At 51.7% G+C, this 26,704-nt stretch carries 22 protein-coding genes; 1 reads left to right on the top strand and 21 read right to left on the bottom strand.

Annotated elements, in window-relative coordinates; genetic code table 11:
• Positions 1–105 precede the first annotated feature (105 nt).
• The 5 genes from BLW37_RS10880 to BLW37_RS10860 all read right to left on the bottom strand — a co-directional run bounded on the left by BLW37_RS10880 (position 106) and on the right by BLW37_RS10860 (position 8,693).
• Entirely contained in the window at positions 106–2,295 is a 2,190-nt protein-coding gene (locus BLW37_RS10880; RefSeq protein ID WP_171907600.1) for a winged helix-turn-helix domain-containing protein, read from the bottom strand.
• Positions 2,296–2,432: 137 nt separating this feature from the next.
• Entirely contained in the window at positions 2,433–4,406 is a 1,974-nt protein-coding gene (locus BLW37_RS10875) for a S9 family peptidase (RefSeq protein ID WP_091342783.1), read from the bottom strand.
• Positions 4,407–4,545: 139 nt separating this feature from the next.
• Positions 4,546–7,419, bottom strand: coding sequence for an insulinase family protein (locus tag BLW37_RS10870; RefSeq protein ID WP_091342781.1), 2,874 nt, complete (start codon positions 7,417–7,419; stop codon positions 4,546–4,548).
• A 133-nt stretch (positions 7,420–7,552) separates the two neighbouring features.
• Positions 7,553–8,443: a TraB/GumN family protein gene (locus BLW37_RS10865; protein WP_171907599.1), complete on the bottom strand. Its 891-nt coding sequence runs from the start codon at positions 8,441–8,443 to the stop codon at positions 7,553–7,555.
• A gap of 4 nt (positions 8,444–8,447) precedes the next feature.
• The gene (locus BLW37_RS10860) at positions 8,448–8,693 is read right to left on the bottom strand and encodes a hypothetical protein (protein WP_091342775.1); all 246 of its coding nucleotides are present in this window, start codon (positions 8,691–8,693) and stop codon (positions 8,448–8,450) included.
• 539 nt (positions 8,694–9,232) lie between these two features.
• Here BLW37_RS10860 and BLW37_RS10855 point away from each other — a divergent pair.
• Positions 9,233–11,374, top strand: a complete 2,142-nt coding sequence (locus BLW37_RS10855; RefSeq protein WP_091342772.1) for a winged helix-turn-helix domain-containing protein — start codon at positions 9,233–9,235, stop codon at positions 11,372–11,374.
• A gap of 33 nt (positions 11,375–11,407) precedes the next feature.
• Here the strand turns inward: BLW37_RS10855 and BLW37_RS10850 are convergent, their stop codons facing one another.
• The 16 genes from BLW37_RS10850 to mnmG all read right to left on the bottom strand — a co-directional run bounded on the left by BLW37_RS10850 (position 11,408) and on the right by mnmG (position 26,402).
• Positions 11,408–12,544, bottom strand: a complete 1,137-nt coding sequence (locus tag BLW37_RS10850) for an ABC transporter permease (protein WP_091342770.1) — start codon at positions 12,542–12,544, stop codon at positions 11,408–11,410.
• Positions 12,541–13,275, bottom strand: a complete 735-nt coding sequence (locus BLW37_RS10845; RefSeq protein WP_091342767.1) for an ABC transporter ATP-binding protein — start codon at positions 13,273–13,275, stop codon at positions 12,541–12,543. Before BLW37_RS10845 ends, BLW37_RS10850 begins: the two co-directional genes overlap by 4 nt.
• A gap of 3 nt (positions 13,276–13,278) precedes the next feature.
• Complete coding sequence (locus tag BLW37_RS10840; RefSeq protein WP_091342765.1) at positions 13,279–14,811, bottom strand: alpha/beta hydrolase; 1,533 nt, start codon at positions 14,809–14,811, stop codon at positions 13,279–13,281.
• A gap of 294 nt (positions 14,812–15,105) precedes the next feature.
• Positions 15,106–15,525, bottom strand: a complete 420-nt coding sequence (locus BLW37_RS10835) for a F0F1 ATP synthase subunit epsilon (protein WP_091342761.1) — start codon at positions 15,523–15,525, stop codon at positions 15,106–15,108.
• 17 nt (positions 15,526–15,542) lie between these two features.
• Complete coding sequence (atpD, locus tag BLW37_RS10830; protein ID WP_091342760.1) at positions 15,543–16,931, bottom strand: F0F1 ATP synthase subunit beta; 1,389 nt, start codon at positions 16,929–16,931, stop codon at positions 15,543–15,545.
• A gap of 32 nt (positions 16,932–16,963) precedes the next feature.
• Positions 16,964–17,827 carry a F0F1 ATP synthase subunit gamma gene (gene atpG, locus BLW37_RS10825; RefSeq protein WP_091342758.1) on the bottom strand — a complete coding sequence of 288 codons (864 nt, stop codon included), beginning with the start codon at positions 17,825–17,827 and terminating at the stop codon, positions 16,964–16,966.
• A gap of 56 nt (positions 17,828–17,883) precedes the next feature.
• A complete protein-coding gene (gene atpA, locus BLW37_RS10820; RefSeq protein ID WP_091342757.1) occupies positions 17,884–19,425 on the bottom strand; it encodes a F0F1 ATP synthase subunit alpha in 1,542 nt (513 codons plus the stop codon).
• A 14-nt stretch (positions 19,426–19,439) separates the two neighbouring features.
• Complete coding sequence (gene atpH / locus BLW37_RS10815; protein ID WP_091342755.1) at positions 19,440–19,973, bottom strand: F0F1 ATP synthase subunit delta; 534 nt, start codon at positions 19,971–19,973, stop codon at positions 19,440–19,442.
• A gap of 12 nt (positions 19,974–19,985) precedes the next feature.
• Positions 19,986–20,456 carry a F0F1 ATP synthase subunit B gene (gene atpF / locus BLW37_RS10810; RefSeq protein WP_091342754.1) on the bottom strand — a complete coding sequence of 157 codons (471 nt, stop codon included), beginning with the start codon at positions 20,454–20,456 and terminating at the stop codon, positions 19,986–19,988.
• A 37-nt stretch (positions 20,457–20,493) separates the two neighbouring features.
• Positions 20,494–20,733 (bottom strand): F0F1 ATP synthase subunit C, encoded by a 240-nt coding sequence (atpE, locus tag BLW37_RS10805; protein WP_091342752.1) that lies wholly within the window; start codon positions 20,731–20,733, stop codon positions 20,494–20,496.
• 59 nt (positions 20,734–20,792) lie between these two features.
• Entirely contained in the window at positions 20,793–21,635 is an 843-nt protein-coding gene (atpB, locus tag BLW37_RS10800) for a F0F1 ATP synthase subunit A (protein WP_091342750.1), read from the bottom strand.
• A gap of 15 nt (positions 21,636–21,650) precedes the next feature.
• Positions 21,651–22,028: an ATP synthase subunit I gene (locus BLW37_RS10795; RefSeq protein WP_091342748.1), complete on the bottom strand. Its 378-nt coding sequence runs from the start codon at positions 22,026–22,028 to the stop codon at positions 21,651–21,653.
• Between the two features lie 126 nt (positions 22,029–22,154).
• Positions 22,155–23,033 (bottom strand): ParB/RepB/Spo0J family partition protein, encoded by an 879-nt coding sequence (locus BLW37_RS10790; protein WP_091342745.1) that lies wholly within the window; start codon positions 23,031–23,033, stop codon positions 22,155–22,157.
• 14 nt (positions 23,034–23,047) lie between these two features.
• A complete protein-coding gene (locus tag BLW37_RS10785) occupies positions 23,048–23,854 on the bottom strand; it encodes a ParA family protein (RefSeq protein ID WP_091342742.1) in 807 nt (268 codons plus the stop codon).
• Between the two features lie 23 nt (positions 23,855–23,877).
• Entirely contained in the window at positions 23,878–24,513 is a 636-nt protein-coding gene (gene rsmG, locus BLW37_RS10780; RefSeq protein ID WP_091342740.1) for a 16S rRNA (guanine(527)-N(7))-methyltransferase RsmG, read from the bottom strand.
• Positions 24,513–26,402: a tRNA uridine-5-carboxymethylaminomethyl(34) synthesis enzyme MnmG gene (mnmG, locus tag BLW37_RS10775; RefSeq protein WP_091342738.1), complete on the bottom strand. Its 1,890-nt coding sequence runs from the start codon at positions 26,400–26,402 to the stop codon at positions 24,513–24,515. The genes rsmG and mnmG overlap by 1 nt, the downstream gene beginning before the upstream one ends.
• Positions 26,403–26,704: the final 302 nt, after the last annotated feature.

Here is a 26,704-nt window from a genome sequence, read left to right as displayed (position 1 = left end):
ACAAAGACGATAACGGTGGCAGGACTTTGCTGTGACAGAGTGATGCAGCTGGTTATAACCGGGTTATAACCAAGAATAAATAAATTAAAATCAATAAATTATATATTATTGATGCACGAAAGGCGTGCCTTCAAAACGCACTATTTTACTATTCTCGGGTGGGTTATCCCGGTACACCAGGGTGCCATTCACCACGTTCAGGTAGCGTAAACTAAACAATGTGCCTTGGGATAGTATCTGGGTAGTTGCTTGTTGTGTGTGTAAGTCGAGCCGATGCAGATCAAAACCCAAGTCAGACCGCCTTGCTACGACCATTAGCTGATCAGTGTCCAACAGCATTCTGAGGTGAAGCTGATTCGCTAGCAGCTTTAAAGGCAGTGGCTGCAAAGGCTCCAGCTCAGCGCTTAACCGCCAGAACTGGCCATCGGTATCCATCGCCAGATACTGCTGCTGCCAGGGGGCCAGAAACCGATAGCCCACCACCGCACTTTGCTGCCCGCTGGTCAGGTCATAACGTGTCACCTGCCAACGGCCGGCACGCTCTTCAGCATAGTACAACGCTTCCTGACTCAGGTAACTGCTGTTATAGGCAACCTGTTGCTGCGAGTTGGTGACCCATTGCAGCGCACCTGAGCTGGTGTCCAGCAAGGCCAAACGCCCTTGCAACCCAAGCAATACCAAAGGCTGGCTGGGGTGGGCCTGAATAAAACGGATGGGGTCTTTCGTTGCATAAAGCTCGACCCGCTCACCACTACTGGCATCAAAGTGTGCCAGGGACCAAGAATCCGGCTGCAGCTCCACCAGATAGTACCAGCCGGCGGTATGGCTTAGTGCCAGCTCCTTCGCTGTGGCGGGCACATTAAACAGCCGCTGTGGTGCTTGCTCCAGCGTGACAGCCGTTTGAAAAAAACGGGCCGATTCATCCGTCGGGTAACTGATGCCAAACCACTGATCGTTACGGCTGCGCATGAGTTGCCACCAGGGCTTGGTGGTAGCAAGCTCCTCTATGGCCTGACTGACCAAATTCACCCGATAGAGAATGGGCTTGCCTAGGCGATGGGTGAGCAGTAAATGGTTGTCATCCTGCCACTCTAAAAAGCCAATATTTTCACTCAGCGGGATCTGCTGCACCAATTCTTTGCTCTGCAGATCAAACACCAAAATCAGGCTAACACTGCTTAATCGGGATATACGCAGCAGCGCTACCTGCTGGCCATTAGGCGAGAGGCGCGCCCCAAAATCAAAAGTATTGGCATCCGGGCTATAGCTAAAAGGCTGCCAACTTTGCTGTTCTAAATCGTAGAGATAGTACGTATGCGGTGCTGTAAGTTCTGTTTGCGCACTAATCAGCACCTGATTAGTGCCAAGACTCAAAAAGGCTGCTGGTGATTGAAGGTTATCCAAACCTATTTTTTTTGCTGGTAGTTGTAAATCTCCGACGTCCTGCATATGCCAACTACTGGTGCCTGTATCCGCTGTACCATAAAGAAGGACTTCACCTTGTTGAATAAACTCGGGAGAATGGGCGCCACCTGCTGCCGTCTCCACTTTGTGCAGTCGTCCTGTTTCGGTGTGCTGCAAAAACAAGCCTTGCATGCCCTCCAAAGCGCCGATAAATGACAGCCACTGGCCATCGTCACTGACAGCCAGGTTGGTTTTTAGTCCTGGGATATCCAGCAGCACCTGGTACGGCAGCGCCAATGAATCAGGCGCTGGCTCGGTTGCTGACCCGGTGTCAGGTCTTTGGTTTGTCACAGCCCACAGCACCACGGCAAACAGTACTGCCAGGCTTAGCAGCCATAACCAGCGGCGATGAGCCACCGCAAAGAGTGTGCGGCCAACGGGGGTGCTGGGTGATTCTGGTGTTGCCGGCTCGGCGCCGATGGCAAAGTGATGCCTGGCTGGGCTGGCTGAGGGAGCCGCCTCCGGCAGCGCAGCCGCACTGGGTTGATCGGTGCCTGGCGTAATAGCCACCGGCTCCACCAGCCACTGATACCCTCGCTTCATGCCCGAGCGAATAAAGACCGGCTGCTCCAGATTGGTATCCTGCAGCTGAGCCCGCAACTTGCTGATGGTGCGCCTGACCGCGGTATCCGACACCACCCTGCCGACCCAAACCTGCTCGTGTAACTCCTGCAAGCTGACATAGCGCTCCCGGTGCGCCAGCAAATAACACAGCACATCAAATACCCGCGGCTCCAGCTGAATGGTCTCATCGCCACGGCGCAGCGCTTGCTGCACGGTGTCGAGCACGATGTCGTTGAGTTGCAGCGTCGAAGGGAGATTTGTTGACACAAAAAGCAAACCGCTGTGGTTATTTGTTGCACCGATTATACAGTTTGACCACAAAAAAGACAGATGAAAAAGCCCCTGACAGGCAGGGGCTTTGAGTTGTCGGAGCGCTATCGCTTTATGGCACCGGGGTTTATCAATTAAGGTGTTGTATCACCAATATGGCGGTTCAGGAAATCAACGGCTTTTTCCCATAATTCGACATTATGCTCTGGTTTGACAAAACCATGGCCTTCTTTCTCTTTGACCAGCCACTCGTAAGGGTGGTTGCGTTTTTGCAGCGCATCACGCAGCGCATTGGCATGACTAATCGGGGTTCTTTGATCCTCGGCACCATGCACAATAAAGACCGGAGCTTTTAACTTGTCCAGGTTCTGCAAAGGTGATTGTGCCCGGAGCAGCTCTGCATCCTCACCCACGGTACGACGAATAAAGCGCAAGCCAAACTCCGTCTCCGGAATATCGCCTTCGGTATACAGCATGCCTAAATCAAACACACCCACATAAGCAATGGAGCATTTGTATAAGTCAGGCTCCCGGACGGCAGTTTGCAGTGCGGCATAACCACCATAGGAAGCACCAAAGGTACAGACTCTGCTACCATCGACAATGCCCTGTTCAACCAATGACAAAACCCCATCGGTCATATCATCGATCATCACAGTGCCCCAGTTTTGATAACCTGCTTGTTGAAACTTTAAGCCATAGCCTCCAGAGCCACGGAAATTAGGCTGCAGCACAGCATAACCATGCTCAGCCAGAACTTTCATGTACATGGTGTAGGCATTGAAGTCGGCAAAACTATCCCTTGGACCAATAGGTCCACCATGCGGAAAAACAACCAGCGGCAAATCTTTCGCCTCTTTGCCTTCAGGCAAGGTTAATAAAGCGCGGATTCTCTGCCCGTCACGCGCTTCGTAAAACACAATTTGCGTTTGTGGTAATGGGCGGTTTTGCATCCAGGGGCGCTGGTTCAGTAAATAAGCCAGTTGGTTTTTGGTGGTGTCGTACAGATAAAAGGTTGGATCCTGATTGGCAGAGGAAACTTTCACCACGCTAAGCGTTTGATCTCTAGTCATTGAGGTCAGCTCAACATGTTGGTTCGGGAAAGCAGCCTGCAAGCCAGCCAGTAAAGCAATTTGCTGACTGTGTTTTTCATCTTCCAAAAAAACAGCATCCAGTTGCTCATATTCATAACCAGCACCGATTACCGCAGCCACATTGCCTGACTCCATGGCAAAAATAGGCATGACATCGGTTCTTGGGTGATGCAGCACGACCTCTTGTTTACCACTGGCTATATCAAAGGCAGCAATTGCGTAGGTGTCTGTTTCAAGGTTGCTGAGGCCAAAGACCTTGGTGTTATCGGAGGAAAAAGCAAAGGGGCGAAACTCCCGATCACTGTCGGTCGAAAATCGAGCAAGCTCCCGCCACTCAAAACCATCAACCCGAAGCAACATCACTGAGTCAGTATCTTTTTCCGGGTCAATACCCACTGCCAATCGGGGGGTTCCGCTGCTGTCAGTCAGTACATAAGGATTGGTGCCTCGCATCGCCCGAATAGGCGCCTGACCTACCTTGCGATGCCGGCCGGTATCCACATTAACCCGGAAGAACTCAACAAATGGCTCCCTTTGGCGCCAGTTTCTGCTGCTGACCACAATGTGTTTATCATCATCCGGCAACCAATCAATAATTTGTGAAAAGGTTGTGGTTCGCTGTGCCGAACGAGCGCCAGTAAGCATGGTGCTTCGGCGTCCATTGGCATTCACCGCATAGATTTCACCCGTGGAGGCAGCCGTTTCCAAAGCACCAATTTCACGGCCCAAATTTAGAATTAACCGATCCTCATTCGCCCAATTAAAGTCAATAATGGTCTCGGCGCCACGAAAATGGTTTTGTGAAACCAATTCCAGGGTATTACGGTTCAATACAACCACGCGGATATTCCCATCATCCATGCGGTTACTGGCCGCCAGATACCCTCCTTGCGGCGAAATTTTGACATCAAGAAACTGCGGATGCCGGGCATACTCCTCCAGGCTGAGAGCACTGGCAAACACTGCAGGAGCCTGGCAAGCCAACACCGCTATGCATAGTAGAAAAAACCTCATAATGAACACCTTACTTGTCAACACCATAAGTTACATTGTGTCTATCTTACTTAAGTTCCGTTAAAAAGATAGCTGTTTAAATAAGCCTTTAAAACGTGAGCTAGCCCTTGCAAAGCAAGGGCTGTCTTAATAGTGGCTCTCAAAAGTTTTGATGAAACTCCGTCAAGTCAGTCAGCGCTTTGAAGCCGGGTAGTGGCCTAAATGCCTGGTCCTGCGCCTGGCCTTGCAAAATCACTTGCAAGGCGGCGGCTTGCTCCGATAAGGCTACTTGCTGATAGAACTGCTGCAACTCTGGCAGTGTCAGGGCTTCCACCGCTGCGGTTAAGCGCGCTTTGCTGTCAAAGCCCATGCGGTTACGTAGCCAATCCAGACGCATCGAGGCAAACTCTTCGGTCAGGTTGTTTGGTGCCCGGCGCAGCTCCAGCAATTGGGCCTCTTTTAAGCGGTTGAACTCCTCTTCGGTCAGTGCTGCTACCTGCTCACTGTACTCCTGTAAAAAGCGATCAACCCGCTGCTGCAGTTGCTCAGCTGACAGGACCGGGCTCTGGATGTAAAACGCCAACCCGGCATGATCATTAAACGGCAACTCACCTGCCTGCACCACATAGCCTAAACCTTCTTCGGTACGGAGCTGATTGAAGAAAGCCTGATGCAGATGACCCGACAGCACTTTGGCTGCTGCCTGACCGCTGACACCAGCATTGGGCAGCAACTGGGTACGCGCCAGGCTGCTGTCGTCCTGTGGATTGCTGCGCAGCACCAGCAAGCGTTCCCCCGCTTTGGGCTGCCAACGAGGCGAAATTTGATAGGCGCGCTCTGTTTGCTGGCTGCCACGAAGCGACTGCGCCATGGCGATAACATCGGCTTGGCTGTAATTGCCTTGGGCCAGCACGCGCAGCTGGCTTGCGGCCAATGTCTGTTGGATGTATGCGTTCAGCTGCTCCAGACTGATCTGGTTGCTGGCCTCCAGCATGGCGCTTAGCTCAAAACGGCCGCCGAGCATGGTGGTTCTCATCCCTTCACTGGCCTGACGCACCTGCATCTGTTGCTCAAAAGAGCGCAATTGCCGCTGCAACAAATCCATGCCTTGAGCAAACTGCTGGGCATTGACCTCGCTGGCCAATAAGCGGCCTATTTCCTGCACCAACTCAGGTTGTTTATCGGTAAAGCCGGCCAAGCGCCAGACCAGATCGTACTCCTCGCCTTCTGGCTGCAACTGCATGCCTGCGGCACTGGCCTCTTGCAGCAATGCCTGGTTATTAATCATAAAGATCAGTTGCCATAAACCATGCATCACGGCTTCTTGCGCTGTGGTCTTCGCCGTGGGTTGATGCCATTGCATCAGCAGATGACCACGGGGTTGGTCGGAAAAATGCGCACTGCCCATCAACCAGGCCTCAACGCCACCTTCGTTCAGTACCTGCGTCGGCTGGCTGTATTCGCTGTGCTGCACAGCAAAGCTTTCCGGCTGAAAACGATTCAGTGCAGGTAAATTCAGCGGTAACAATGGCTGCTGCCAAGCCTGCAGTTGCTCTTCGCCAATCGGCTGCACCGAGTAGCGCCCGTCAAAAAAGGTCAGTTCCTGCTCGGCTGGTTCCTGCTGACTGATGTGCCAGACAGTCAAACGATCCGGTACCAGCTGCGCTAACAAGGTATCAATGGCTTCGGCATCAAAACCATCGTACTGAAAAGGTGCGCTGACCACCGAGGCCACCGGGTAATACTGCATGGCATCGCTCAGCTGAAGGGCATAACCAAAACCATCACGCTTTTCCAGGAAATTAAACTGGTTTTGCAGCGAGGTGCGTATTTCCTGGTAGTAGCGTTCATCCACGCCTTGCTGGCGGATCAGCTCCAGGTACTGCATAAAAATGGCTGCAATCGCATCGCGTTGCTGCATGCCAGCAGCGGTCAAATGTATATCGATATTAAAATGGCCGTAGTTGCCATAAAACTTGGGATCATAGTCAACAGACACAACATCTACCAAGCCCATGGCTTTTAACTGCTGAGCCGGCGTGCCTGGCATTTCCGAGCGGATAAGATGCGCCAAAAACTCATTCGGCTTGCTGGCAAAGTGCTCCAGATTATTTTTGATGGTAAAACCCAGCCGAACCAGTTGCATTTCACTGCTTGGCACAAAGTGCACCAGGCGCGGTCCATGCTGTTCGAAGTTGATGCAGCGGTCTGGGCGAGGGCTGGCCAGATCTTTGTTTTCAATGTCGGCAAAAAAGCGCTGCGCCAGCAATTGCATCTCAGGCAGTGGCTGCGGGCTAATCAACACCAGCTGCATGCGATTGGCCGAATAATAATTCTGATAAAACGCCAACAGCTCATCATGCAGTTTGCTGCCTTCTTTATCGCTTAAGGTGTCCAGGTTGCCGACCCAAAACTGGTTGGATGGATGGTCACCCAGCAACTTGGCACCCAATGCCAGCATGGCCCAGCCATCCATAGTGCGCATCATCGACCACTCGGAATGCACCGCATGGCGTTCTTTTTCGATGTAATCCGGCAGCAACAGCGGCGATTTAAAAAAGTCGGAAAAACGATCCAGCGCCTCGTCAAAATGGCTGTTGTTGATTTCAAAGGCATAATTGGTCAGTTGATTGGTAAAGGCATTGCTGCTGCCTCCATTCTGGCTGATAAAAGTATGGTAGCCATCCGGGTCGGGAAAACGCTCAGTACCCATAAAGAGCATATGCTCCAGAAAATGCGCCAGCCCTTGCTGCTCTTTAGGATCGTTCAGCCAGCCCACATCGACACTGAGCGCTGCGGACGATTTCTCTGCCGAAGGGTCCGATACCAACAGCACCTGCAGCTGGTTGGGCAAAGTAATCGTTTGGTACTGACGCGCATCGTTCGGGCTGGTGATAATGGACTGGGCTGCAAGCTGCTCAGCAGCAACCGTTTGGGTAGGTGCGCTGCTGCAGCCACTAAGCAACCAAGCGCTGCTGCTGGCAGCCAATAAAGCCAAACTCACTGCTTTTAATCGAAATAGTTTTTTGTTCATTGTTACATCCTTTTTTGGTGTTTTGTCATTGGCTGCAAGCCTAACCCGCTTAGGCCGATGCAGCGATAACAGGCAGCGGATTAAGCGATGATTTCGCTGTAACCAAAGTATAACTTCTATAAAAATCAATGCATTAATAAGATTCTATTATGGGTTCCAGCTGGTAGCCCCGCGCTTGCAATTGAGTCAATACCCCTTGCTCACCAGCCAAATGCAGTACATCCAGCAGCACCAACTCCCGGTAACCGTTGCCGAAAAAGGCCTCGATCTGATCCACCCACTGTTGCTGACGCGAACAAAACACGATCTGGTAAGTGATCGGATCGACTTGCTGCAACCACTGCAAAACCGGAGTAAGTTGCTGTAAATCCGCGCTGCGCCAAGCATCAAGCTGGCGGTGGTAGTCTTTTGCAAAACGCTCTGCTTGCAACAGAGTGGCCCGGATAAACGCCTCTTCATGCCCCTGGCCCAAGGTTGCCAGCCACTGCAGTTGCTGCTCAAAGCTTTCTAAGTGCTCAATCATCCGGCCTTCTTTGCGGGCCTGGGCGGCGACATGCTCAGCCACAGCGAAGCCGCTCAGCTGCAGGCGCTGCTTTTCAATGGCCAAGAGTTGCACCATCACCATCGCCGGCTTGTAGTCATTCAGCTGCTGCAAGTCCACACCAACTTCCAGCAGATGCTGCTGCAGCTGTTGTCTTGTTGCTGCAGTTAGTTGCGGCAGCAGTTGCTGTCCCTGCGAATAGTGCAATACTTGCAACAGGGCAAGCGTGTTCTGCGCATCCGGGCTTTGCAGCTGTTGCACTGCCAGGATTAACCGGTTGCTCTTGTTGTAAGCCGTCTCAATGGCTGTCGGCAAGGCAAACTCCCGCTCTGGCAGCATGGCCACGGTGCCAGCCAGGTACAGATAATCCTGATCCTTGCTGACTTTCCAGACAACCGACTCCGCCTGCAACCACACAGGGAACAGACTGGCTGACACCATCACTAACTGTGCCAGCCGGATCCCAATTCGAACACACCGCATGCAGTTAGCCCGGACCATTCAACGACAATGGCAACTCTCGAATGGCATCACGGATCCGGCGGCTCAACTCGCGCTGAATTTCTGCACGCACCTCCTCCATTAAAGAGCTACTTTCATCAGCAATCACCTGCACGTAAGATGCGGTCTTTTTTTCAGCTTCGGAGTTCGTGGTTGACTCGGCAATAACCGAGTTCCCCAACAGTACAGCAGCTGAAATCAATGCAATGGCAGAAAATGTTAATTTTTTCATTTTAATTTCCTCTTTTAAAGCCCGACAAAAATCCAAACATTTTGTTGGCGATTCGAAGCACCAAAGAAACTCTTACCGGGCAATTCGTCATATCATTAATGGGCAACTTATCCCTGGTGTTGTTACATGAAGTACCAAGCCAGAAACACCATGAGAGCACCAAACACAGCCCCATAAATAAAAAACTTAACGAACACATCTTGCAAAGATTGTTTGTGTTCCATTGTTGTGCTCCTTAAAAACCGCGAGGTCCAAATTAAAAATCAGGGATACCAGTGTTCCTGACTACTAACCTAGGTCAACTGAACTACTGGTACCAACTCTAGCGCCTCGCTCGCCAGGTGTCGCTTATCAAGGTCTAATGGATTTATATCTAACGATCAAAAAATAAGCTTTTGAAAATAAAGGACATAAAAAACCTTATGGAAATATTATCTGGTTTTCATAAGGTTTTTGGTGGTCACTGTTTCGTTTTATCAGCAATTCCATTACAGTAGCAGCAGAGTGGTGGGCATGATGTTACGAATAAGGGAGTCACGGTGTATTTAGGGCCATGGAAAGTAAACCCGGAGGATTACAGCATTCAGCATGGACAACAACGCTGTGAGCTGGAGCCTCTGCTGTTTAAGTTGCTACTTTACTTTGTGGAGCATCCCAGGCAAATCCTTAGCCGACAGCAACTGATTGATGCCGTCTGGCAGCAAAGCTATGTTGATGATAACGCCATTAACCGCGCTATTTCTGAGCTACGCAAAGTACTGCAGCACCCGGATCTTCCTCAGTCCCCCATAAAAACGCATCATCGCAAAGGCTACAGCTTGCAATTGGATGTTTCTACCAGCTCAAGCCTGCAAAGTCAGTCCTCTGCGACGCACGAAGCCGGGTCAGCACCGGCTCTATCGGCAGGTAACAGCCTACCCATCGCGAAAAAATGGTGGTGGGGCAGCGCTCTGACTCTACTGATCCTTATCAGCAGCCTGGCTTTTTGGCAGGGTAGCAGCAATAAAGCTGCGACCAGCAGCTCGCAGCCTGCTGGCATCGAGCGCTCAGAACTGACCATTAGCCAACAGCAAAAAGTAACCTGGTACAAAGGCGTTGAATCCAGGCCTTTGCTGTCAACGGATAAAAGCTTACTCGCCTTCAACCACACCCAGCCAGACGGCAGTATCCGGACCATAGTCCGCTCGTTGCTCAACCCATTGAGCTTGCAAGATCTGGTGCTGGAACGGGAGCATACCCTAATCAGTCTGCAAAGCTGGCAACCCGGCAGCCGGCAGCTTTTAACCATGGAGCTTGGCACTCAGGATGGCAGCTGTTCCTACCGGCTGTATCAGCTGGAACACTATCCGCTTTACGAGGCGCGCACCTTAAGTACCTGCAAAGGTTTGGTATTTGGGGTCGCACAACTGAGTAGCGATGGCAAGACACTGTATTACACCGAGTCGGCCAACGGTCCCTTTACACCCGCCAGCCTGATGGCGAAGCAACTGGAGTCTGGCAATCATCGCGTGCTGCTAAGTGCGCCGGAATCCGGCATTGGTGCCTCTGTCCTGGCACTGTCCCGCTCGGGTGAGCGTTTGGCTTACCTCTATTACAACGATGAAAGTATACCTCACCTCTACCTCTACGATCCGGCCAGCCGGGAGCATCAATTGCTGTATCGCTTTAGCTTTAGCATACTGCTGCTTGATCTGAGCTGGAGCCTGGATGACCGCTATCTGGTTGTTCCTGCCAACGACGCTCTGGTCTACGTCGATGTGCACACCAAAGAGATGCAGTTAAAGCGGCTACCCGATGGCACTCAGATTGGCGAGCTTAGCCTTTATTCCGACCATCAGGCGTACACCTCGCCATTAACCATCAGCAGCAACCAACATAACTTTCACATTGTAAAAGTTAGTCTTGATGACGATGATGCAGAAGTTGAAGTCACACCCTTGCTGCATGCGGCTGGCAACACCATGGCCATTGCACTGGATCCGACCCAAACCGATCGCTCGGTTTTTTCGGCAGACTTTACCGGCAGCTGGCAGTTGTGGCTGCAGAACAAGGATGGCTTGCAACAGCTGACAGAACTAGCAGAATCCAGCAGTCCCATTGCCGATCTGTCCTGGTCACCCAACGGGCGTATGGTCGCGTTTTCTCAGGCGGGCAATTTGTATGTGCTGGATATTCAGCAACAACATCTCAGGCAAAAAAGTGATCAGAGCAATGTTGGGCGGCCAGTTTGGAAAGCTGACAGCAGCGGGCTTTATCTGGTGAAAGTGCAACAAAGCGGTGAGTATGTCTGGTCATACGATTTGTTCAGCGAGCAATGGCAGCAAAAAAGCCATCTTCCTGCCACCCATCCGGTGGTGGATGCGACAGGCCAGCTGCACTACCACAGAGCGGGTCAACTGATGCGTTATGTCGATGGTGGCCGCCAAGATAGCCCCGTACTGGCTGCTGACGAACGAAGCCAATGGTTCCCGGTGATGCGGTTCCAGCAAGATGCCATCTATCGTTTCAACATCATGGGAACTTTGGCCAGAACCTTGCCGGGCAATCCAGAGCAAACCCAAATTTGGGATATTCCTTACCAGATTATACAACTGCAACCTGATCCGCACTCGGCAAACACCGTTTTTCTAACCATCTACCAGCCGGCAGAGCAGTCCATTAAGTTTGTTGAGTGGCGCTAAAACCAGCCCCGGTCATACCACCGGGGCTGGTCATTATAAACCAAAGACAACTTTTTCACTTTTTAAGAGCCGGCTGCTGCCATAGCTGAACAGGACAAACAGCAACAAGGTTAGCAGGGTGGATACCAGCAATTGCGGCAGTGGCAAAGCGCTGCCCTTTAAATACTCGATCATCGCCTGCTGCTGTGCCGCTATTGGCAGCCATTGCACGTAGTCGCTGGCGATGTTGTAGGTGGTCACCATGCTCAACGTCAGTGGAATAAAAAGCACCATGGTGACGTAGGTTTGCGCCTCTTTGAACGACTTGGCCATAAAGGACACCAAAACTTGCAGACTAGCAGACAACAGCGCCAATGGCATGCCAATCAACAGCGTGAACAACATAAAGTCGGCATTCAAACGGATGGTAAAACCCAATTGCTCCCAGGGTACCAGGCCATAGGCAAACTTAGAAACCACCAGAATGACCACCAGACCTAGCATGGAAAAGCTGGTAATGGCCAGCACTTTGGCAACAACCAGCTGCCAGCTCAGCAAAGGCTGACTCAGCAACAAAGTCAGTGAGTTGCGTTCACGCTCACCGGCACTGGTATCAATGGCCAGGTTCATGGCGGCATAAAACAAGGTCAGAATGATGGTCAGCGTAGCAATCCCCAAAAACATGCCACCACGCGAATCCGGCGTTGCCTGATCATGGATTTGCACATCCACCGGCTGCATCAGCGCCGGATCAATACCACGCGCCATCAGCCGTAATTGAGCCACCTCGCTGTTGTAGTGCCCCAGAGCCCGCTCGATGCGCCGGATGGAACTTAGCAAGCGATCATCTGAATGATCCGCATCCAAGATCACGGTCGCCGGCCTGCCTTGCTGCATCTGCTGTTCAAAGTTATCCGCCAGCGATAGTCGTATCGCTCTGGCTTTACTTTCATCGCCATGAAGAATGTCACGGTTGGCCAGGTACTGCACCAGAGCAGGACCAGCATCGACGTTATCGATGCGGATGTACAGTTCATCGTTCGAGCTCAATTGCTGCAGCAGTACCGCAAACAACAGACACATCAGCACCGGGGTACCGATAGCGTAATACAGGCCCGCCATCACGGAGCGTTTATCACGACTGGCATCCAGCAGTTCTTTCCGTAACAAAGTGCGAATTAATGCGATCATGCTGCGATTCCTTCATCGGTTCCAATTAATGCAATAAATGCTTCTTCAAGGTTATTTTTACCGGTGCTGGCACAAAGTTCAGCCGGCGTGCCCTGCGCCAATACCCTGCCTTTGGCCATCACCACCACCTGATCACAGAGGGCTGCAACCTCCTGCATCACATGGCTGGAAAAAAGCACACAATGCCCTTGTTGCTTCAGGCGCAGCAGCAGCTCGCGCAATACCCGGGTGCTCATCACATCCAGACCACGGGTGGGTTCATCCAGCACAATATTGGTGGGTTGATGCACAATGGACTGTGCCAAGGCCACTTTCATCCGTTGGCCCTGTGAAAACCCCTGACAGCGCCGGTCGGCAATGTCGTCCATCTGCAGTACTTGCAGCACTTTGGCTGCAGCCTGCCGAGCATCAGCTGTTGCCATGCCATTGATCCCGGCAAAAAACTCCAGATACTCACGTGGGGTTAATCGCTCGTACAGGCCAAAAGGATCCGGAAACAACCCCAGCTGCTTTCGCGCCTGCAGTGGTTGCCTGGCGATATCCAGCCCATCGATTTCAGCCTGACCACGGTCGGCTTTTAGCAGGCCAAACAAGGTACGTAAGCAAGTGGTTTTCCCTGCCCCATTTGGCCCCAACAAGCCAGTTATAGTGCCATTTTCTGCCTGGAAGCTCAGGCCATTCAACGCCTGAACCTCGCCTATTTTTTTGTACAAATCCGTGACTTTGATCATGGCTTACTCCTGATTCTGATGTTGTATTGACGCTGGTGCCGTCGGCATCGCGATACCATTGGCGTTGGTCAAAAATGACTGACGAAGTGGTTGTTCCAGGCAGCTACCATCCAGCGCTTCGACCGACTGCTCAGCAATAAACTGACTGATTAATTTGGGGGCACAACGACTTTGGCTGGCAACAATATGGGTTGCTTCCGGTGCAATCAGATGTTTGGCATGACGCATTCGGGTCATCGCAAGCTCTGCTCCCTCGGGCGGCGTGACCGGATCCAACGCACCGGATAGCAGCAACACCGGTATCTCGGTGCTTAGCGGTTGAAGAAAGTCCGCTGCTGCAGGTGTTAGCTGCCAGATCGGACAAATGCTATCGACCGCTGCCATCCATTCCCGTCCCAGATAGCTGTCGCTGTAGTAAGCCCGGTTTTCTTCGGTCCAAAATGGCCAGTCTTCCACGCAAACCACTGCAGTATTCACACCAATGGACAAGTCGGTCACCATGTCCTGTGCCAGCATCAAACCAACCAAGGCGCTGTAATCACCCTGACTGGCCTTTTCAACAGCCAATGGGATCAAAGCGCGGGTGCTGTTGCTGTAGAGGCCAAACCGAAGTGCCTGCTGCAACTTGGAGCGGGTTAATGTCAGCTCGATGCGCTCAAACGTGCGGGGGTGCCGAACTACGGTGTGGATGGGTGCTTGCTCAAGCTGTGTGATCAGCTGCTGCAACTGCTGGCTGGCTTCAGGAAATGTCTTGCTACAAGCCGGTGAGGCTTCACAGTCCCGGTACAATGCCGCCAAAGAGGCATCCGATGCCAGCCCCATAGCAGCAAAACTTTGCTGAAAGGCAACCACGCCATCCAAAGTCGCACTCAACACGGCTTGCGGGTATTGGCGCATGTATTCCTGCGCCATGCGGGTGCCATAAGAGCCGCCGTATAAATGGAGTTTCTGGTAACCCAGTGCTAGCCGGACGGCCTCGAAATCACTGGCTGCAGCCTGAGTGGTGTAGTGCTGTAAATCAACCTGAAGCTGTTGCTGGCAAGCCTTCATTTCGCTGCGTATCAGTTCTGACATGTCGATTGAACTCTCATCGAGCGCAAACTGAGTGACAAGATCCATCGCATCGCACTGCAATAACCCGGATCGGCCAGTGCCACGCTGGTCAACCAACACAATATCACGCGTCTCGCGGGCATAGCGCAACGAGTGCGCGAAGCTTGCAGCAACGTCAAAAGCGGATTGGCCAGGGCCACCGGCAAAAGCCAGCACCGCTTCATTCGGATAGACGGGCTTAATGGCCGGTAGCACGGCAAAATGAATGCCAATGCTGCCTTGATCGCTGCCATCATTGTCGGTTGATACGGGTTGGTTGATACGTCCGCACAGCATGCGATCACTGAGCCCCTTGGCATGACAAGGTTCCAGCATGGCACTGCGAGCGCCAGATAAAGGCTCAGCAATGGCTGAGGCAGACAACAATAAAGCTGCCATCGTACTTAGTTTACTGAGACGGCTTAACGAGGATGAATAGCGCATCTTGACTCCCTGGTATCCATGGTTTGGTAAATGACCAGCCTGTGTTCAGGTCCGGATAGCCAAACTATAAAGTGGGAGTGGCCAGCTGTCGCTTATGAAACTCTTAGCAATTCATCCAGAATAATATTTAAATAAGCAATTGATTTAAAATGAATTAAATTTATTATCTAACTATTATGAAGCCAAACTGGTGAAGATATGTGGCAGCGCGCCTGTAGCGTTTCAAATAGCAGGCTTAGCAAGAGCAAAAAAAAAGCCACCCGGAGGTGGCTTTTGGCAAGGCGCGGGGCCTGCTTATTTGGTTTTGCGCAATTTACGGATCAATTGCAGCTGCGCAATGGCTTCTGCCAACTGAGCCGCCGCTTCAGCGTAGTCGAAGTCGGCACTGGCGTGTTGCATGGCTTCTTTCGCACGGTTTTGTGCTTCAAGAATAGCCTGCTCATCCAGATCTTCCGCCCGTTTGGCGACATCGGCCAATACGGTGACGCCATCCGGCTGCACTTCCAGCACGCCGCCAGCAACATAGATGAAGTGCTCTTCACCAAATTGCTTGACGATGCGCACCATGCCTGGCTTGATTGTCGTCAGCAACGGGGTGTGGAAGGGTAAAATACCCAGCTCACCATCGGTGCCGCTTACTTCGACATACTCGACCAGGCCGGAGAAGATTTTATCTTCTGCACTGACTACGTCCAGATGCACTGTCATCGCCATCTTGCCTCCTCAGCTGATTATTTCAGCTTCTTCGCTTTCTCGATGGCTTCTTCAATGGAACCAACCATGTAAAAAGCCTGCTCTGGCAAATGGTCGAACTCGCCTTCCAGGATGCCTTTAAAGCCGCGGATGGTATCTTTCAGTGACACATACTTACCTGGTGAACCGGTAAATACTTCCGCCACGAAGAACGGCTGTGACAGGAAACGCTGAATTTTACGTGCCCGGAATACCGTGGTTTTATCCTCATCCGACAGCTCGTCCATACCCAGGATGGCGATGATGTCTTTCAGCTCTTTGTAACGCTGCAGTACGGTTTGTACGCCACGAGCCACTTCGTAGTGCTCTTTACCAATCACCAGTGGATCCAGCTGACGAGAAGTTGAATCCAGCGGATCGATCGCCGGGTAAATACCCAAAGAAGCGATGTTCCGGCTCAGTACCACGGTCGCATCCAAGTGCGAGAAGGTGGTCGCTGGCGATGGATCGGTCAAGTCATCCGCAGGCACGTAAACCGCCTGAATGGAGGTGATGGAGCCGGTTTTGGTCGAGGTGATACGCTCTTGCAGCACACCCATTTCCTCGGCCAGCGTCGGCTGATAACCTACTGCCGATGGCATACGACCCAACAGCGCGGATACTTCTGTACCGGCCAGGGTGTAACGGTAGATGTTATCGACGAAGAACAGCACGTCACGGCCTTCATCACGGAATTTTTCCGCCATGGTCAAGCCGGTCAGAGCAACACGCAAACGGTTACCTGGTGGTTCGTTCATCTGGCCATACACCAGCGATACTTTATCCAGTACGTTGGAGTCTTTCATTTCATGGTAGAAGTCGTTACCTTCACGGGTACGCTCACCCACACCAGCGAATACCGAGTAACCACTGTGCTCGATCGCGATGTTACGGATCAGCTCCATCATGTTGACGGTTTTACCGACACCAGCACCACCGAACAGACCAACTTTACCACCCTTGGCGAACGGACATACCAGGTCGATAACCTTGATGCCGGTTTCCAGCAGGGCGTTGGACGCCGCCTGATCTTCGTAGCTTGGTGCTTCGCGGTGGATGGACCAACGCTCTTCTTCACCGATAGGGCCAGCTTCATCGATCGGCTCGCCCAGTACGTTCATAATACGGCCCAGTGTGGCTTTGCCAACTGGGACCTGAATGGCTTTACCGGTATTGCTGACAGTAGCGCCACGGCGCAGACCGTCAGTTGTGCCCAGAGCGATGGTACGCACTGTGCCACCACCCAGCTGCTGCTGTACTTCCAGCACCAGACCTGAGAGGTCACCGTCAGTTACGTTCAACGCGTCATAGATACCAGGTACCGCATCTTGTGGAAAGTCGATATCCACAACGGCGCCAATAATTTGGACTACCTTACCTTGACTCATGTTGTTTCCTCAAATGTCTCAAAACTGTTCACTTAACCAACCGCAGCTGCACCCGATACAATCTCACTCAGCTCTTGAGTGATGGCGGCCTGACGGGCTTTGTTGTAGACCAACTTCAGCTCATCCATCAGGTTGCCGGCATTGTCGGTGGCCGCTTTCATGGCGACCATACGGGCAGCGTGTTCACAGGCGGCGTTTTCCACCAGCCCCTGATACACCAGCGACTCAATGTACCGATCCATTAGCATGTCGATAATCGGCTCTGGCTTCGGCTCGTAAATGTAATCCCACTTGTATTTACGCTTAGGCGCATCATGGGCTGGCAAAGGCAACAGTTGCTCAATCGTTGGCTCTTGTTTCATGGTGTTGACAAACTGGTTGTACACCAGATAGAGGCGATCAATACGACCTTCCAGATAGGCTTTCAGCATCACCTGCACGGACCCAATGATATCCGCGAGCTTCGGGTTTTCACCCGAACCGGCTTGCTGGGCCAGTACTTTGCCACCAAAACGACGGAAAAAAGCAGTGGCTTTGTTGCCGATTAAAGCAAACTCAGCTGACACGCCTTTCTCTTTCCAACTTTTTAGCTCCTGAACCACAGCTTTGAATTCATTGCTGTTCAGGCCACCACAAAGTCCACGATCGGTTGAGATAATGATGTAGCCAACGGTGCCTGCTTCGCGTTCCACCATATAAGGATGACGATAATCCAGGTTACCACCGGCCATGTTACCGATCACTTTGCGCATACCTTCAGCGTATGGGCGGGATGCAGCGACTCGCTCCTGCGCGCGGCGCATTTTGCTGACCGCAACCTTTTCCATAGCGCTGGTGATCTTGCGAGTATTGTTAATACTCCCAATCTTGCTTTTTATCTCTTTACCACCGGCCATGACGTTGTCTCCGTTTCATTCAACGACGAAGGGTGGCCGCAGCCACCCACGTCTGATTACCAGGTTTGGGTGGACTTGAAAGTCTCAACCACGTTTTTCAAACCTGCTTCAATCTCGTCGTTGTAGTTACCGGTTTTGTTGATTTCCGCCATCAGACCAGCATGCTCAGACTTGGCATAAGACAACAAGGCAGCTTCAAAGTCGCCAATCTTGTCGGTTGCTACGTCTTTCATAAAGCCTTTTTCAATGGCATAAATCGACAGCGTCATATCCGCTACGCTCATTGGCGCATACTGCAGCTGCTTCATCAGTTCGGTCACTTTCTGACCATGCTCCAGCTGGGCACGAGTTGCGTCGTCCAGATCGGAAGCAAACTGAGCAAAAGCAGCCAGTTCAGTGTACTGTGCCAAGGCCAGACGAATACCGCCCCCCAGCTTTTTGATGGCTTTGGTCTGAGCTGCACCACCAACCCGCGATACCGAGATACCCGCATTCACCGCAGGGCGAATACCGGCGTTGAACAAATCGGTTTCCAGGAAGATCTGACCATCGGTGATGGAGATCACGTTGGTTGGAACGAAAGCAGAGACGTCACCGGCTTGGGTTTCAATGATCGGCAGTGCGGTCAGTGAACCGGTTTTGCCTTTCACTTCGCCATTGGTGAGGCGCTCGACGTAGTCAGCATTAACGCGCGATGCACGCTCCAGCAAACGGGAGTGCAAATAGAAGACATCACCCGGATAAGCTTCACGCCCAGGTGGACGGCGTAACAGCAACGAAATTTGACGGTACGCAACGGCTTGCTTCGACAAATCATCATAGACAATCAGCGCATCTTCACCGCGGTCACGGAAGTATTCACCCATGGTACAGCCGGCATAAGGTGCCAGGAACTGCAACGCCGCCGCTTCAGAAGCAGAAGCTACCACGACGATGGTGTGAGCAAGGGCGCCGTGCTCTTCCAACTTACGTACCACGTTGGCAATGGTCGAGGCTTTCTGACCAATGGCGACATAGATACATTTTACGCCGGTGCCTTTCTGGTTGATGATGGCATCGATGGCCAGCGCGGTTTTACCGGTCTGACGGTCACCGATCACCAGCTCACGCTGGCCACGGCCGATTGGGATCATCGAATCGACTGATTTGTAACCGGTTTGCAGTGGCTGGTCGACCGATTGACGATCGATAACACCAGGGGCGATTTTTTCGACCGGCTCAAAACGAGCCGCTTCGATGCTGCCTTTACCATCGATAGGAGCACCCAGAGTGTTCACTACGCGGCCCAGCAAGGCTTCACCTACCGGAACTTCTAAGATACGACCGGTACTTTTAACTTTGGTGCCTTCGGTTAAGTCCGCGTACGGACCCATCACCACAGCACCGACCGAGTTGCGCTCTAAGTTAAGCGCAATCGCATATCGGTTGCCAGGAAGCTCGATCATCTCACCTTGCATACAATCCGCAAGGCCATTGATCCGAATAATACCGTCCGTGACCTGCACGATGGTACCTTCATTGCGAGCTTCACTGACCACATCGAACTGAGCAATACGTTGCTTAATCAGTTCGGCTATTTCAGTGGAATTCAGTTGCATACTCTGTTCCCCAATTAGGACTGCAGCGTGGTGATCAGGCGATCCAGCTTGCCACGGATCGAACCATCGATGACCATGTCACCCGCTTTCATTAACATACCGCCGACCACATTCGGATCAACGCTACAGTTCAATTTCACATTACGCGCCAGACGCTTGGATAACGCAGCAGCCAGTTTTTCCTGCTGAGCGGCACTCAGTTCGGTTGCCGCGATCACATCCACGTTTATTTCACGCTCGTGTTCATCTTTCAGCTCAGTAAACTGGACAAAAACTTCAGGCAGTGCCAGCAAGCGCTGATTTTCAGCCATCAACCGAATCATGTTCTGTGCTGGCTGATCCAGCTGATCAGCACAAACCTGATTAAACAGCGATGCCTGAGTGTCGGCGGTACTGTTGCTTAGCAAAAAAGCAGCCATCTGCTGGTCTTTTGCTACTTCGGCAGCAAAAGCCAGCATCTGTTGCCAGCCACTGAGGGCGTTGTTGTCACGCGCGTACTCAAAAGCGGCTTTTGCGTAAGGACGAGCAATATTCGTCAAGTTTGACATGGCTCGCTCCCGTTACAATTCCTGAACCAGTTTTTCCAGAATGTCGCTATGCGCAGCGTCATCAATTTCGCGCTGCAGAATGCGTTCAGCACCTGCAACCGCCAGAGCCGCCACTTGCTTGCGCAAGTCTTCGCGTAAGCGACTGCGCTCGGCATCCACTTCAGCCCGCGCCTGAGTCAGGATATGATCCCGCTCTTCGTTGGCTTTGCTGGTTGCTTCGTCAATCATCTTGCCTTCACGCTTGCGCGCTTGCTCGATGATGGCAGCTGCCTGCTCTTTCGCGTCGCGTAGAATGTCTTTGGCTTTATCCTGAGCGATGTGCAGATCTTTTTCTGCCCGATCAGTATGTGCCAGACCTTCGGCGATTTTCTTCTGGCGCTCTTCAATCGCTGCGTTGATCGGTGGCCACACAAATTTCAGTGTGAACCACACGAAGACAGCCATCGCAATCGACTGACCTATAAGGGTTGCGTTAATATCCACAACGAGCCTCCTTTAAAAGTTGGTTATCGGGGGACTCTTAAGCAAACGGGTTAGCGAACAACAGCAACAGAGCAACACCCACACCAATCATGGAGATCGCATCGATCAGACCTGCAAGGATGAACATTTTGGTTTGCAGCTGAGGAGCCATTTCCGGCTGACGCGCACTGGCTTCCAGGAACTTACCACCCATCAGGGCGAAAGCGATAGCCGTAGCCAAAGCCGCAGTAGACAGAATAATAGCTACAGCGAATAAAGTTGCAGTTTCAATACTCATTGAGTTTCTCCAGTTTTCAAAAGTTAAGGTTAAAAATTAAAGGTTAAAACACGTACAAATTAGTGCTTTTCTGCCGCCATGCTTAAATAAACAATAGTCAGCATCATAAAAATGAAAGCTTGCAAAACAATAACTAAAATATGGAACACCGCCCAGGCAAAGTGCAATGGCAATTGGCCAAGACCAACCAGAGCAATCAACAGGAAGATAACTTCACCGGCATACAGGTTACCAAACAAACGAAGTCCCAAAGAGATCGGCTTAGCTAGAAGCGTTACCAGTTCTAATACCAAGTTAAATGGTGCCAGTGCCCAATGGTTAAAAGGAGTAGTGGCCAGCTCTTTGGCAAAACCGCCCAGGCCTTTGTAGTAAATGGAGTAACCCAGGATCAGAATAAAGACACCCAGCGCCATGCCCATGGTGATGTTCACGTCTGTGGTGGGCGCAATTTTCAGGTAGCTCCACGGATGTGCCATCACCCGCTCCAGGAAACCATACTCAGCAGCGTATTCAGGCAAAGAACCGCTATTAAACGCCAAGCCTGCCATACCTGCTACCGTTGGGAACCAATCCACCGGAACCAGTTTCATCAGGTTCATCAGGAAGATCCACATGAAGATAGTCAGCGCAATCGGGGCTATCAGTTTGTCTTTAACGTGAAAAGTTTCCTTGACCGAGCTACCGACGAACTCGATGATCATTTCCACCATACACTGAAATTTGCCAGGCACACCGGTAGTCGCCTTACGGCCAACCCAGGCAAAAGAAATGATGAAGAGTGAGCCCAGGAACAAAGACCAGCCAAGCGCACCCAGGTTGATGGCCCAAAAGCCTTCCCCTATGGTGAGATCGGTTAAGTGGTGCTTAATGTAACCCTGGACTGAAATGTTGCTATCAGCCATGTTTCATCCTAATTATCAATGTTTAAAGAAAAAAACGGCCGACCATTGCGCCAGCAGGGTGACGATGTAGCTGGTGAGTAGTGCAGAGGCCACCACATCATCCTGTCGCATCACCCCGATAAATAATCCAATCGTCAGCAAAATTTTTAGCGCATGACCACGCATAAACGATGTGCGGGCCTGATCGGCACTGCCTTGCGTTAAGTAGCGAAACGCAAAGAGTGCAAATACTAAATTCGGCAAAGCGGCAATCAGGCCGCCCTGCAAGGCGGAATAGGCCGCCTGTGCCCCCTGCAACAGCAAAAAAAGCAGCGACATCAAGGCTGCCACCAGCACTTGTGCAGCAATCAACTGGTAGGCAGAAACTCGTACCTGACGTGCTGTTGGCTGCATCCTGGCTCCATTGTTAACCACAGTGCCGTTTTCAGGGGTAAAAAACCTGCGTAAGTATACTTATCTTGCCTTAATTTGCAACCAAAAGCGGTATAGTCCCGAGGATAAGCACAAAGCCCGTACGCCTTAATCTGTCTGGCCTTGCCATTGCATTTTACTGAGTATTTGCTCCAGCTCTGCCAGACTGGAATAGGCAATCACCATTTTGCCTTTGCCTTTGCGGTTGTAATCAATTTGCACCGGCGCCGCCAGATGCTCGCTAAGCCGGGTTTCCAGCGCTGCCACATCCGGATCTTTACGCACAATTGGTTTTTCTGCCGGCGGCTGCAACAAGCGCCGCACCAGATTTTCGGTTTCACGCACCGTCAGCTGTTTGGCAGCCACCAGGCGGCCGGCTTCGGATTGCTGTTCACCACCCAGCGCCAACAAAGCCCGGGCATGGCCCATGTCGATATCGCCATGCTCCAGCAGGACTTTGACATCGTCATTCAGTTGATTAAGGCGCAGTAAATTGGTGATGCTGGTACGGGATTTACCAACAGCGTCGGCTACTTGCTGGTGCGTTAAATCAAATTCCGTTAAGAGCCGCTCGAGTGCGACCGCCTCTTCCATCGCATTCAGATCTTCGCGCTGAATATTTTCGATTAGGGCAATGGCAACGGCAGCTTCATCTGGTACATCGCGGACGATGCAAGGCACTTCACTGAGTTGTGCCAGCTGGGATGCACGCCAGCGCCGTTCACCGGCAATGATTTCGTAACTGTCGGTGGCCACTTTACGTACCACGATCGGTTGGATCACTCCCTGGGCACGAATGGAAAGCGCTAAATCTTCCAGCGCCTGTTGTGACATGTCTTTACGTGGTTGGTACTTGCCAGGATGCAAGAATTCGATGGCCAGCTTTTGCAGCTCCGTACTGTTGCTGCGATTGCCTTGATCAGCCGGCTGACTAGCGGTCAACAGTGCGTCCAATCCGCGGCCAAGCCCTCGTTTTTTTACCACCATCTGCTTGTGATTCCTTATGATTCTGTCAGAGTACTTTTGGGCTGCTGGCTGCTTTTGCTATCGGCCCGACGCAGCAACTCACCGGCCAGAGCCAGATAGGCTTTGGCACCGGTCGAGCTTTTGTCGTAGTACATCACCGGTGAGCCAAAGCTTGGTGCCTCCGCCAACCGGATATTACGCGGGATCACCGTACGGTACACCTTGTCGGCGAAATGCTGCTTCAGCTGCTCGGATACGTCGTTGGCCAAGCGGTTGCGCGGATCGTACATGGTGCGCAAAATACCTTCAATTTTCAAATCGGCATTCACCACAGCCGCCAGCTGACGAATGGTGTCCATCAGTGCCGTTAAGCCTTCCAGCGCATAGTACTCACACTGCATCGGGACCAGCACCGAGTCGGCAGCAGCCATGGCGTTTACCGTCAGCATATTTAAAGATGGCGGGCAATCGATAAAGACAAAGTCGTAGCTGTTGCGCCAGGGTTTCAGTGCATTGCGTAGCCTAAGCTCACGGGCAAATACATCCATCAAGCGCACTTCAGCGGCAGTTACGTCGGAATTGGCGGCCACCAGATGGTAGCCACCGCTGGTTTCTTTGACCACCACCTGATCCAGTGGCTTTTCATCCACCAGCAACTCATAGGCGGTAGCAGGTACCTCGTATTTATCGACGCCACTGCCCATGGTGGCATTACCCTGCGGATCCAAATCGATCAGCAAAACCTTGCGTTTGGTCGCTGCCATCGAAGCAGCAAGATTCACCGCTGTGGTGGTTTTTCCGACCCCACCTTTCTGGTTAGCAATTGCGATGACTTTTCCCACACCAACCCCTTGTATGCCTACTGTCAGGCTGTAATTTTTTTCAGTTCCACCAGATAGCGCTCAGCATCCTGCTCTGGCAGCTTCAGTTTGTGCACAGCCGTTACTCTAACAAAATCCGCTAAAGCTGCAATTTCTTCTTCCACCGCAGCGCCTTTCATCGCCAGAAAACGCCCCTGGCTGGCCGGCAGGTGCTGACACCAGTGCAGCATATCACTCAGATTGGCAAAGGCACGGCTAAGAACCGCATCATAGCCTTGCAATGGCAAGTGATCTTCAACCCGGCTTTGTACTGGCTCGATATTGGCTAAACCCAACTGGCGTTTTACTTCGTTTAAAAAACGAATACGTTTGCCCAGGCTATCGAGCAATACAAAGTTTTTTTCCGGAAATAAAATCGCCAGCGGTACACCGGGTAAGCCCGGGCCTGTGCCGACATCGATAATTCGCTGACAATCCGACTGTTGCAGGTAAGGACCTACCACCAGGCTGTCTAGCAAGTGGCGACTGATCATCTGTAGCGGCTCACGCACCGAGGTCAGATTGTAGGCTTTGTTCCACTTGTGCAGTAACTGCAAAAAACCGATCAATTGGTCACGTTGCAGCTCGCTTACATTCAGGTTGGTTTGCGCCAGCTGACGATCAAGTTCAGCTCGCAGCATCAGGCCGTTTTCCTCAGCAAACCCTGTTTTTTCAGATACACCAATAGCAAGGAAATCGCTGCCGGGGTAATGCCGGAAATCCGCGCTGCCTGTCCAACCGTTTCCGGTTGTGTCTGATTTAATTTTGCCACCACCTCGTTGGATAAGCCTTTGACCTGACTGTAATCAAACTGAGCCGGTAAGCGTGTTTGCTCATGACGTTTTTGTTTGTCAATTTCGTCCTGTTGCCGCTCGATGTAACCCTGATATTTGATTTGGATCTCTACTTGCTCAGCGGCCAAAGGATCGATGCCTTCAACACCTAGCCCCTCAATCGTCACCAAATCGCGATAGTTCACCTCAGGGCGACGGATCAACTCTTCCAAACTGGCTTCACGGCTAAGCGGTGTTTTCAACAAGGCATTGACATCGGCAAGTGCCGGATGTTGCGGGTGGATCCATTGCTGCTGCAAACGTTGACGTTCCAATGCAATCTGTTCCATTTTCTCATTGAATCGGGCCCAGCGCAGATCATCCACCAAGCCAAGCTCACGGCCTTTGGCAGTAAGACGGGCATCGGCGTTGTCTTCCCGCAGCATCAACCGGTACTCGGCCCGACTGGTGAACATGCGGTAGGGCTCTTTGGTACCCAGGGTGGTCAAATCGTCTACCAAAACGCCCAAATAAGCCTGCTCCCGACCAGGCGCCCAGCTGTCCTTGCCTTGCACTTGCAAAGCGGCATTCAAACCTGCCAAAAGCCCCTGAGCTCCAGCTTCTTCATAGCCGGTGGTGCCGTTGATTTGTCCGGCAAAGAACAAGCCACGGATAAATTTGGTTTCCAGCGAGTGTTTCAGATCGCGTGGATCGAAGAAATCGTATTCAATGGCATAGCCCGGCCGGGTGATATGAGCATTTTCGAAGCCCTTGATGGAGCGTACCAGCTCGATTTGCACGTCAAAAGGTAAGCTGGTGGAGATGCCGTTTGGGTAGACTTCATGCGTGGTCAGGCCTTCTGGTTCGACAAAGATCTGATGCTGATCTTTATCAGCAAAACGCATGATCTTATCTTCAATCGATGGGCAATAACGGGGGCCAATGCCTTCAATCACACCAGAGTACATGGGTGAGCGATCCAAACCACCCCGGATCACCTCATGGGTATGCTGGTTGGTGTAGGTGATGTAACACGGGATCTGCCGTGGATGCTGAGCTACTGAGCCAATGTAGGAAAACACCGGCAAGGGTGTATCGCCAGGCTGTGGTTGCATCACACTAAAATCAATGCTTCTGGCATCAATGCGGGGTGGTGTGCCGGTTTTTAACCGATCCACCCGTAATGGTAATTCCCGCAAACGTCTGGCAAGCGCAATAGCCGGTGGATCACCTGCCCGTCCGCCGCTGTAATTTTGCAAACCGATATGGATCTGACCACCAAGGAAAGTACCTGTGGTAAGCACCACGGCTTTTGCCATAAAGCGCAAGCCCATCTGAGTGATCACACCTTTGACCTGATCCTGTTCGACAATCAGATCGTCACAGGCTTGCTGAAAAATAAACAAATTAGGTTGGTTTTCAAGGCTGTGTCGAATAGCTGCTTTGTAGAGCTGACGATCGGCTTGGGCTCTGGTGGCTCGAACCGCTGGGCCTTTGGATGCATTCAGAGTGCGAAACTGGATCCCGGCCTGATCAGCAGCTAGCGCCATGACACCACCTAAGGCATCTATTTCTTTTACCAGATGACCTTTGCCAATACCACCAATCGCCGGGTTACAGGACATTAGTCCCAGCGTATCAATATTGTGCGTCAGCAACAGCGTTTGCATGCCCATGCGTGCTGAAGCAAGCGCAGCTTCAGTACCGGCATGGCCGCCGCCAATTACGATCACATCAAAGGTGGTTTGGTAGTGCATTTGGTGCCTCGAATGATTTCGCTACTAATTCGCTACTAAGCAAAAAGGGCACGTATTGTACCCTGTTTCAGCGGATGGAACCAACCTGAAAATCAACTCAGATCCTATGGATCAGTAAAGATCTAATTAAAGGATCTTTTTTAAAGATCTTTTATTACTGTTACTACTAAGCAGCTGGTTTTCAGTGTGTAAGGTCATTTTTCTAAGAAAGATCATTGTATTAGATCCGATCGGATCCTGTGATCAAGACCGGATCCTGTAGGATCGAACCTATGGATAACCAGTCTACTTATCCACATGGT

It is taken from the genome of Alkalimonas amylolytica, from assembly GCF_900107845.1.
Classification (GTDB): domain Bacteria; phylum Pseudomonadota; class Gammaproteobacteria; order Enterobacterales; family Alteromonadaceae; genus Alkalimonas; species Alkalimonas amylolytica.
This window is presented reverse-complemented; position numbering and strand designations above follow the sequence as displayed.

Coding starts and splice junctions, on each gene's coding strand:
- BLW37_RS10875 (WP_091342783.1), bottom strand. CDS start 4,406: ATGAGGTTTTTTCTACTATGCATAGCGGTGTTGGCTTGCCAGGCTCCT.
- BLW37_RS10870 (WP_091342781.1), bottom strand. CDS start 7,419: ATGAACAAAAAACTATTTCGATTAAAAGCAGTGAGTTTGGCTTTATTG.
- BLW37_RS10865 (WP_171907599.1), bottom strand. CDS start 8,443: ATGCGGTGTGTTCGAATTGGGATCCGGCTGGCACAGTTAGTGATGGTG.
- BLW37_RS10860 (WP_091342775.1), bottom strand. CDS start 8,693: ATGAAAAAATTAACATTTTCTGCCATTGCATTGATTTCAGCTGCTGTA.
- BLW37_RS10850 (WP_091342770.1), bottom strand. CDS start 12,544: ATGATCGCATTAATTCGCACTTTGTTACGGAAAGAACTGCTGGATGCC.
- BLW37_RS10845 (WP_091342767.1), bottom strand. CDS start 13,275: ATGATCAAAGTCACGGATTTGTACAAAAAAATAGGCGAGGTTCAGGCG.
- BLW37_RS10840 (WP_091342765.1), bottom strand. CDS start 14,811: ATGCGCTATTCATCCTCGTTAAGCCGTCTCAGTAAACTAAGTACGATG.
- BLW37_RS10835 (WP_091342761.1), bottom strand. CDS start 15,525: ATGGCGATGACAGTGCATCTGGACGTAGTCAGTGCAGAAGATAAAATC.
- atpD (WP_091342760.1), bottom strand. CDS start 16,931: ATGAGTCAAGGTAAGGTAGTCCAAATTATTGGCGCCGTTGTGGATATC.
- atpG (WP_091342758.1), bottom strand. CDS start 17,827: ATGGCCGGTGGTAAAGAGATAAAAAGCAAGATTGGGAGTATTAACAAT.
- atpA (WP_091342757.1), bottom strand. CDS start 19,425: ATGCAACTGAATTCCACTGAAATAGCCGAACTGATTAAGCAACGTATT.
- atpH (WP_091342755.1), bottom strand. CDS start 19,973: ATGTCAAACTTGACGAATATTGCTCGTCCTTACGCAAAAGCCGCTTTT.
- atpE (WP_091342752.1), bottom strand. CDS start 20,733: ATGAGTATTGAAACTGCAACTTTATTCGCTGTAGCTATTATTCTGTCT.
- atpB (WP_091342750.1), bottom strand. CDS start 21,635: ATGGCTGATAGCAACATTTCAGTCCAGGGTTACATTAAGCACCACTTA.
- BLW37_RS10795 (WP_091342748.1), bottom strand. CDS start 22,028: ATGCAGCCAACAGCACGTCAGGTACGAGTTTCTGCCTACCAGTTGATT.
- BLW37_RS10790 (WP_091342745.1), bottom strand. CDS start 23,033: ATGGTGGTAAAAAAACGAGGGCTTGGCCGCGGATTGGACGCACTGTTG.
- rsmG (WP_091342740.1), bottom strand. CDS start 24,513: ATGCTGCGAGCTGAACTTGATCGTCAGCTGGCGCAAACCAACCTGAAT.
- mnmG (WP_091342738.1), bottom strand. CDS start 26,402: ATGCACTACCAAACCACCTTTGATGTGATCGTAATTGGCGGCGGCCAT.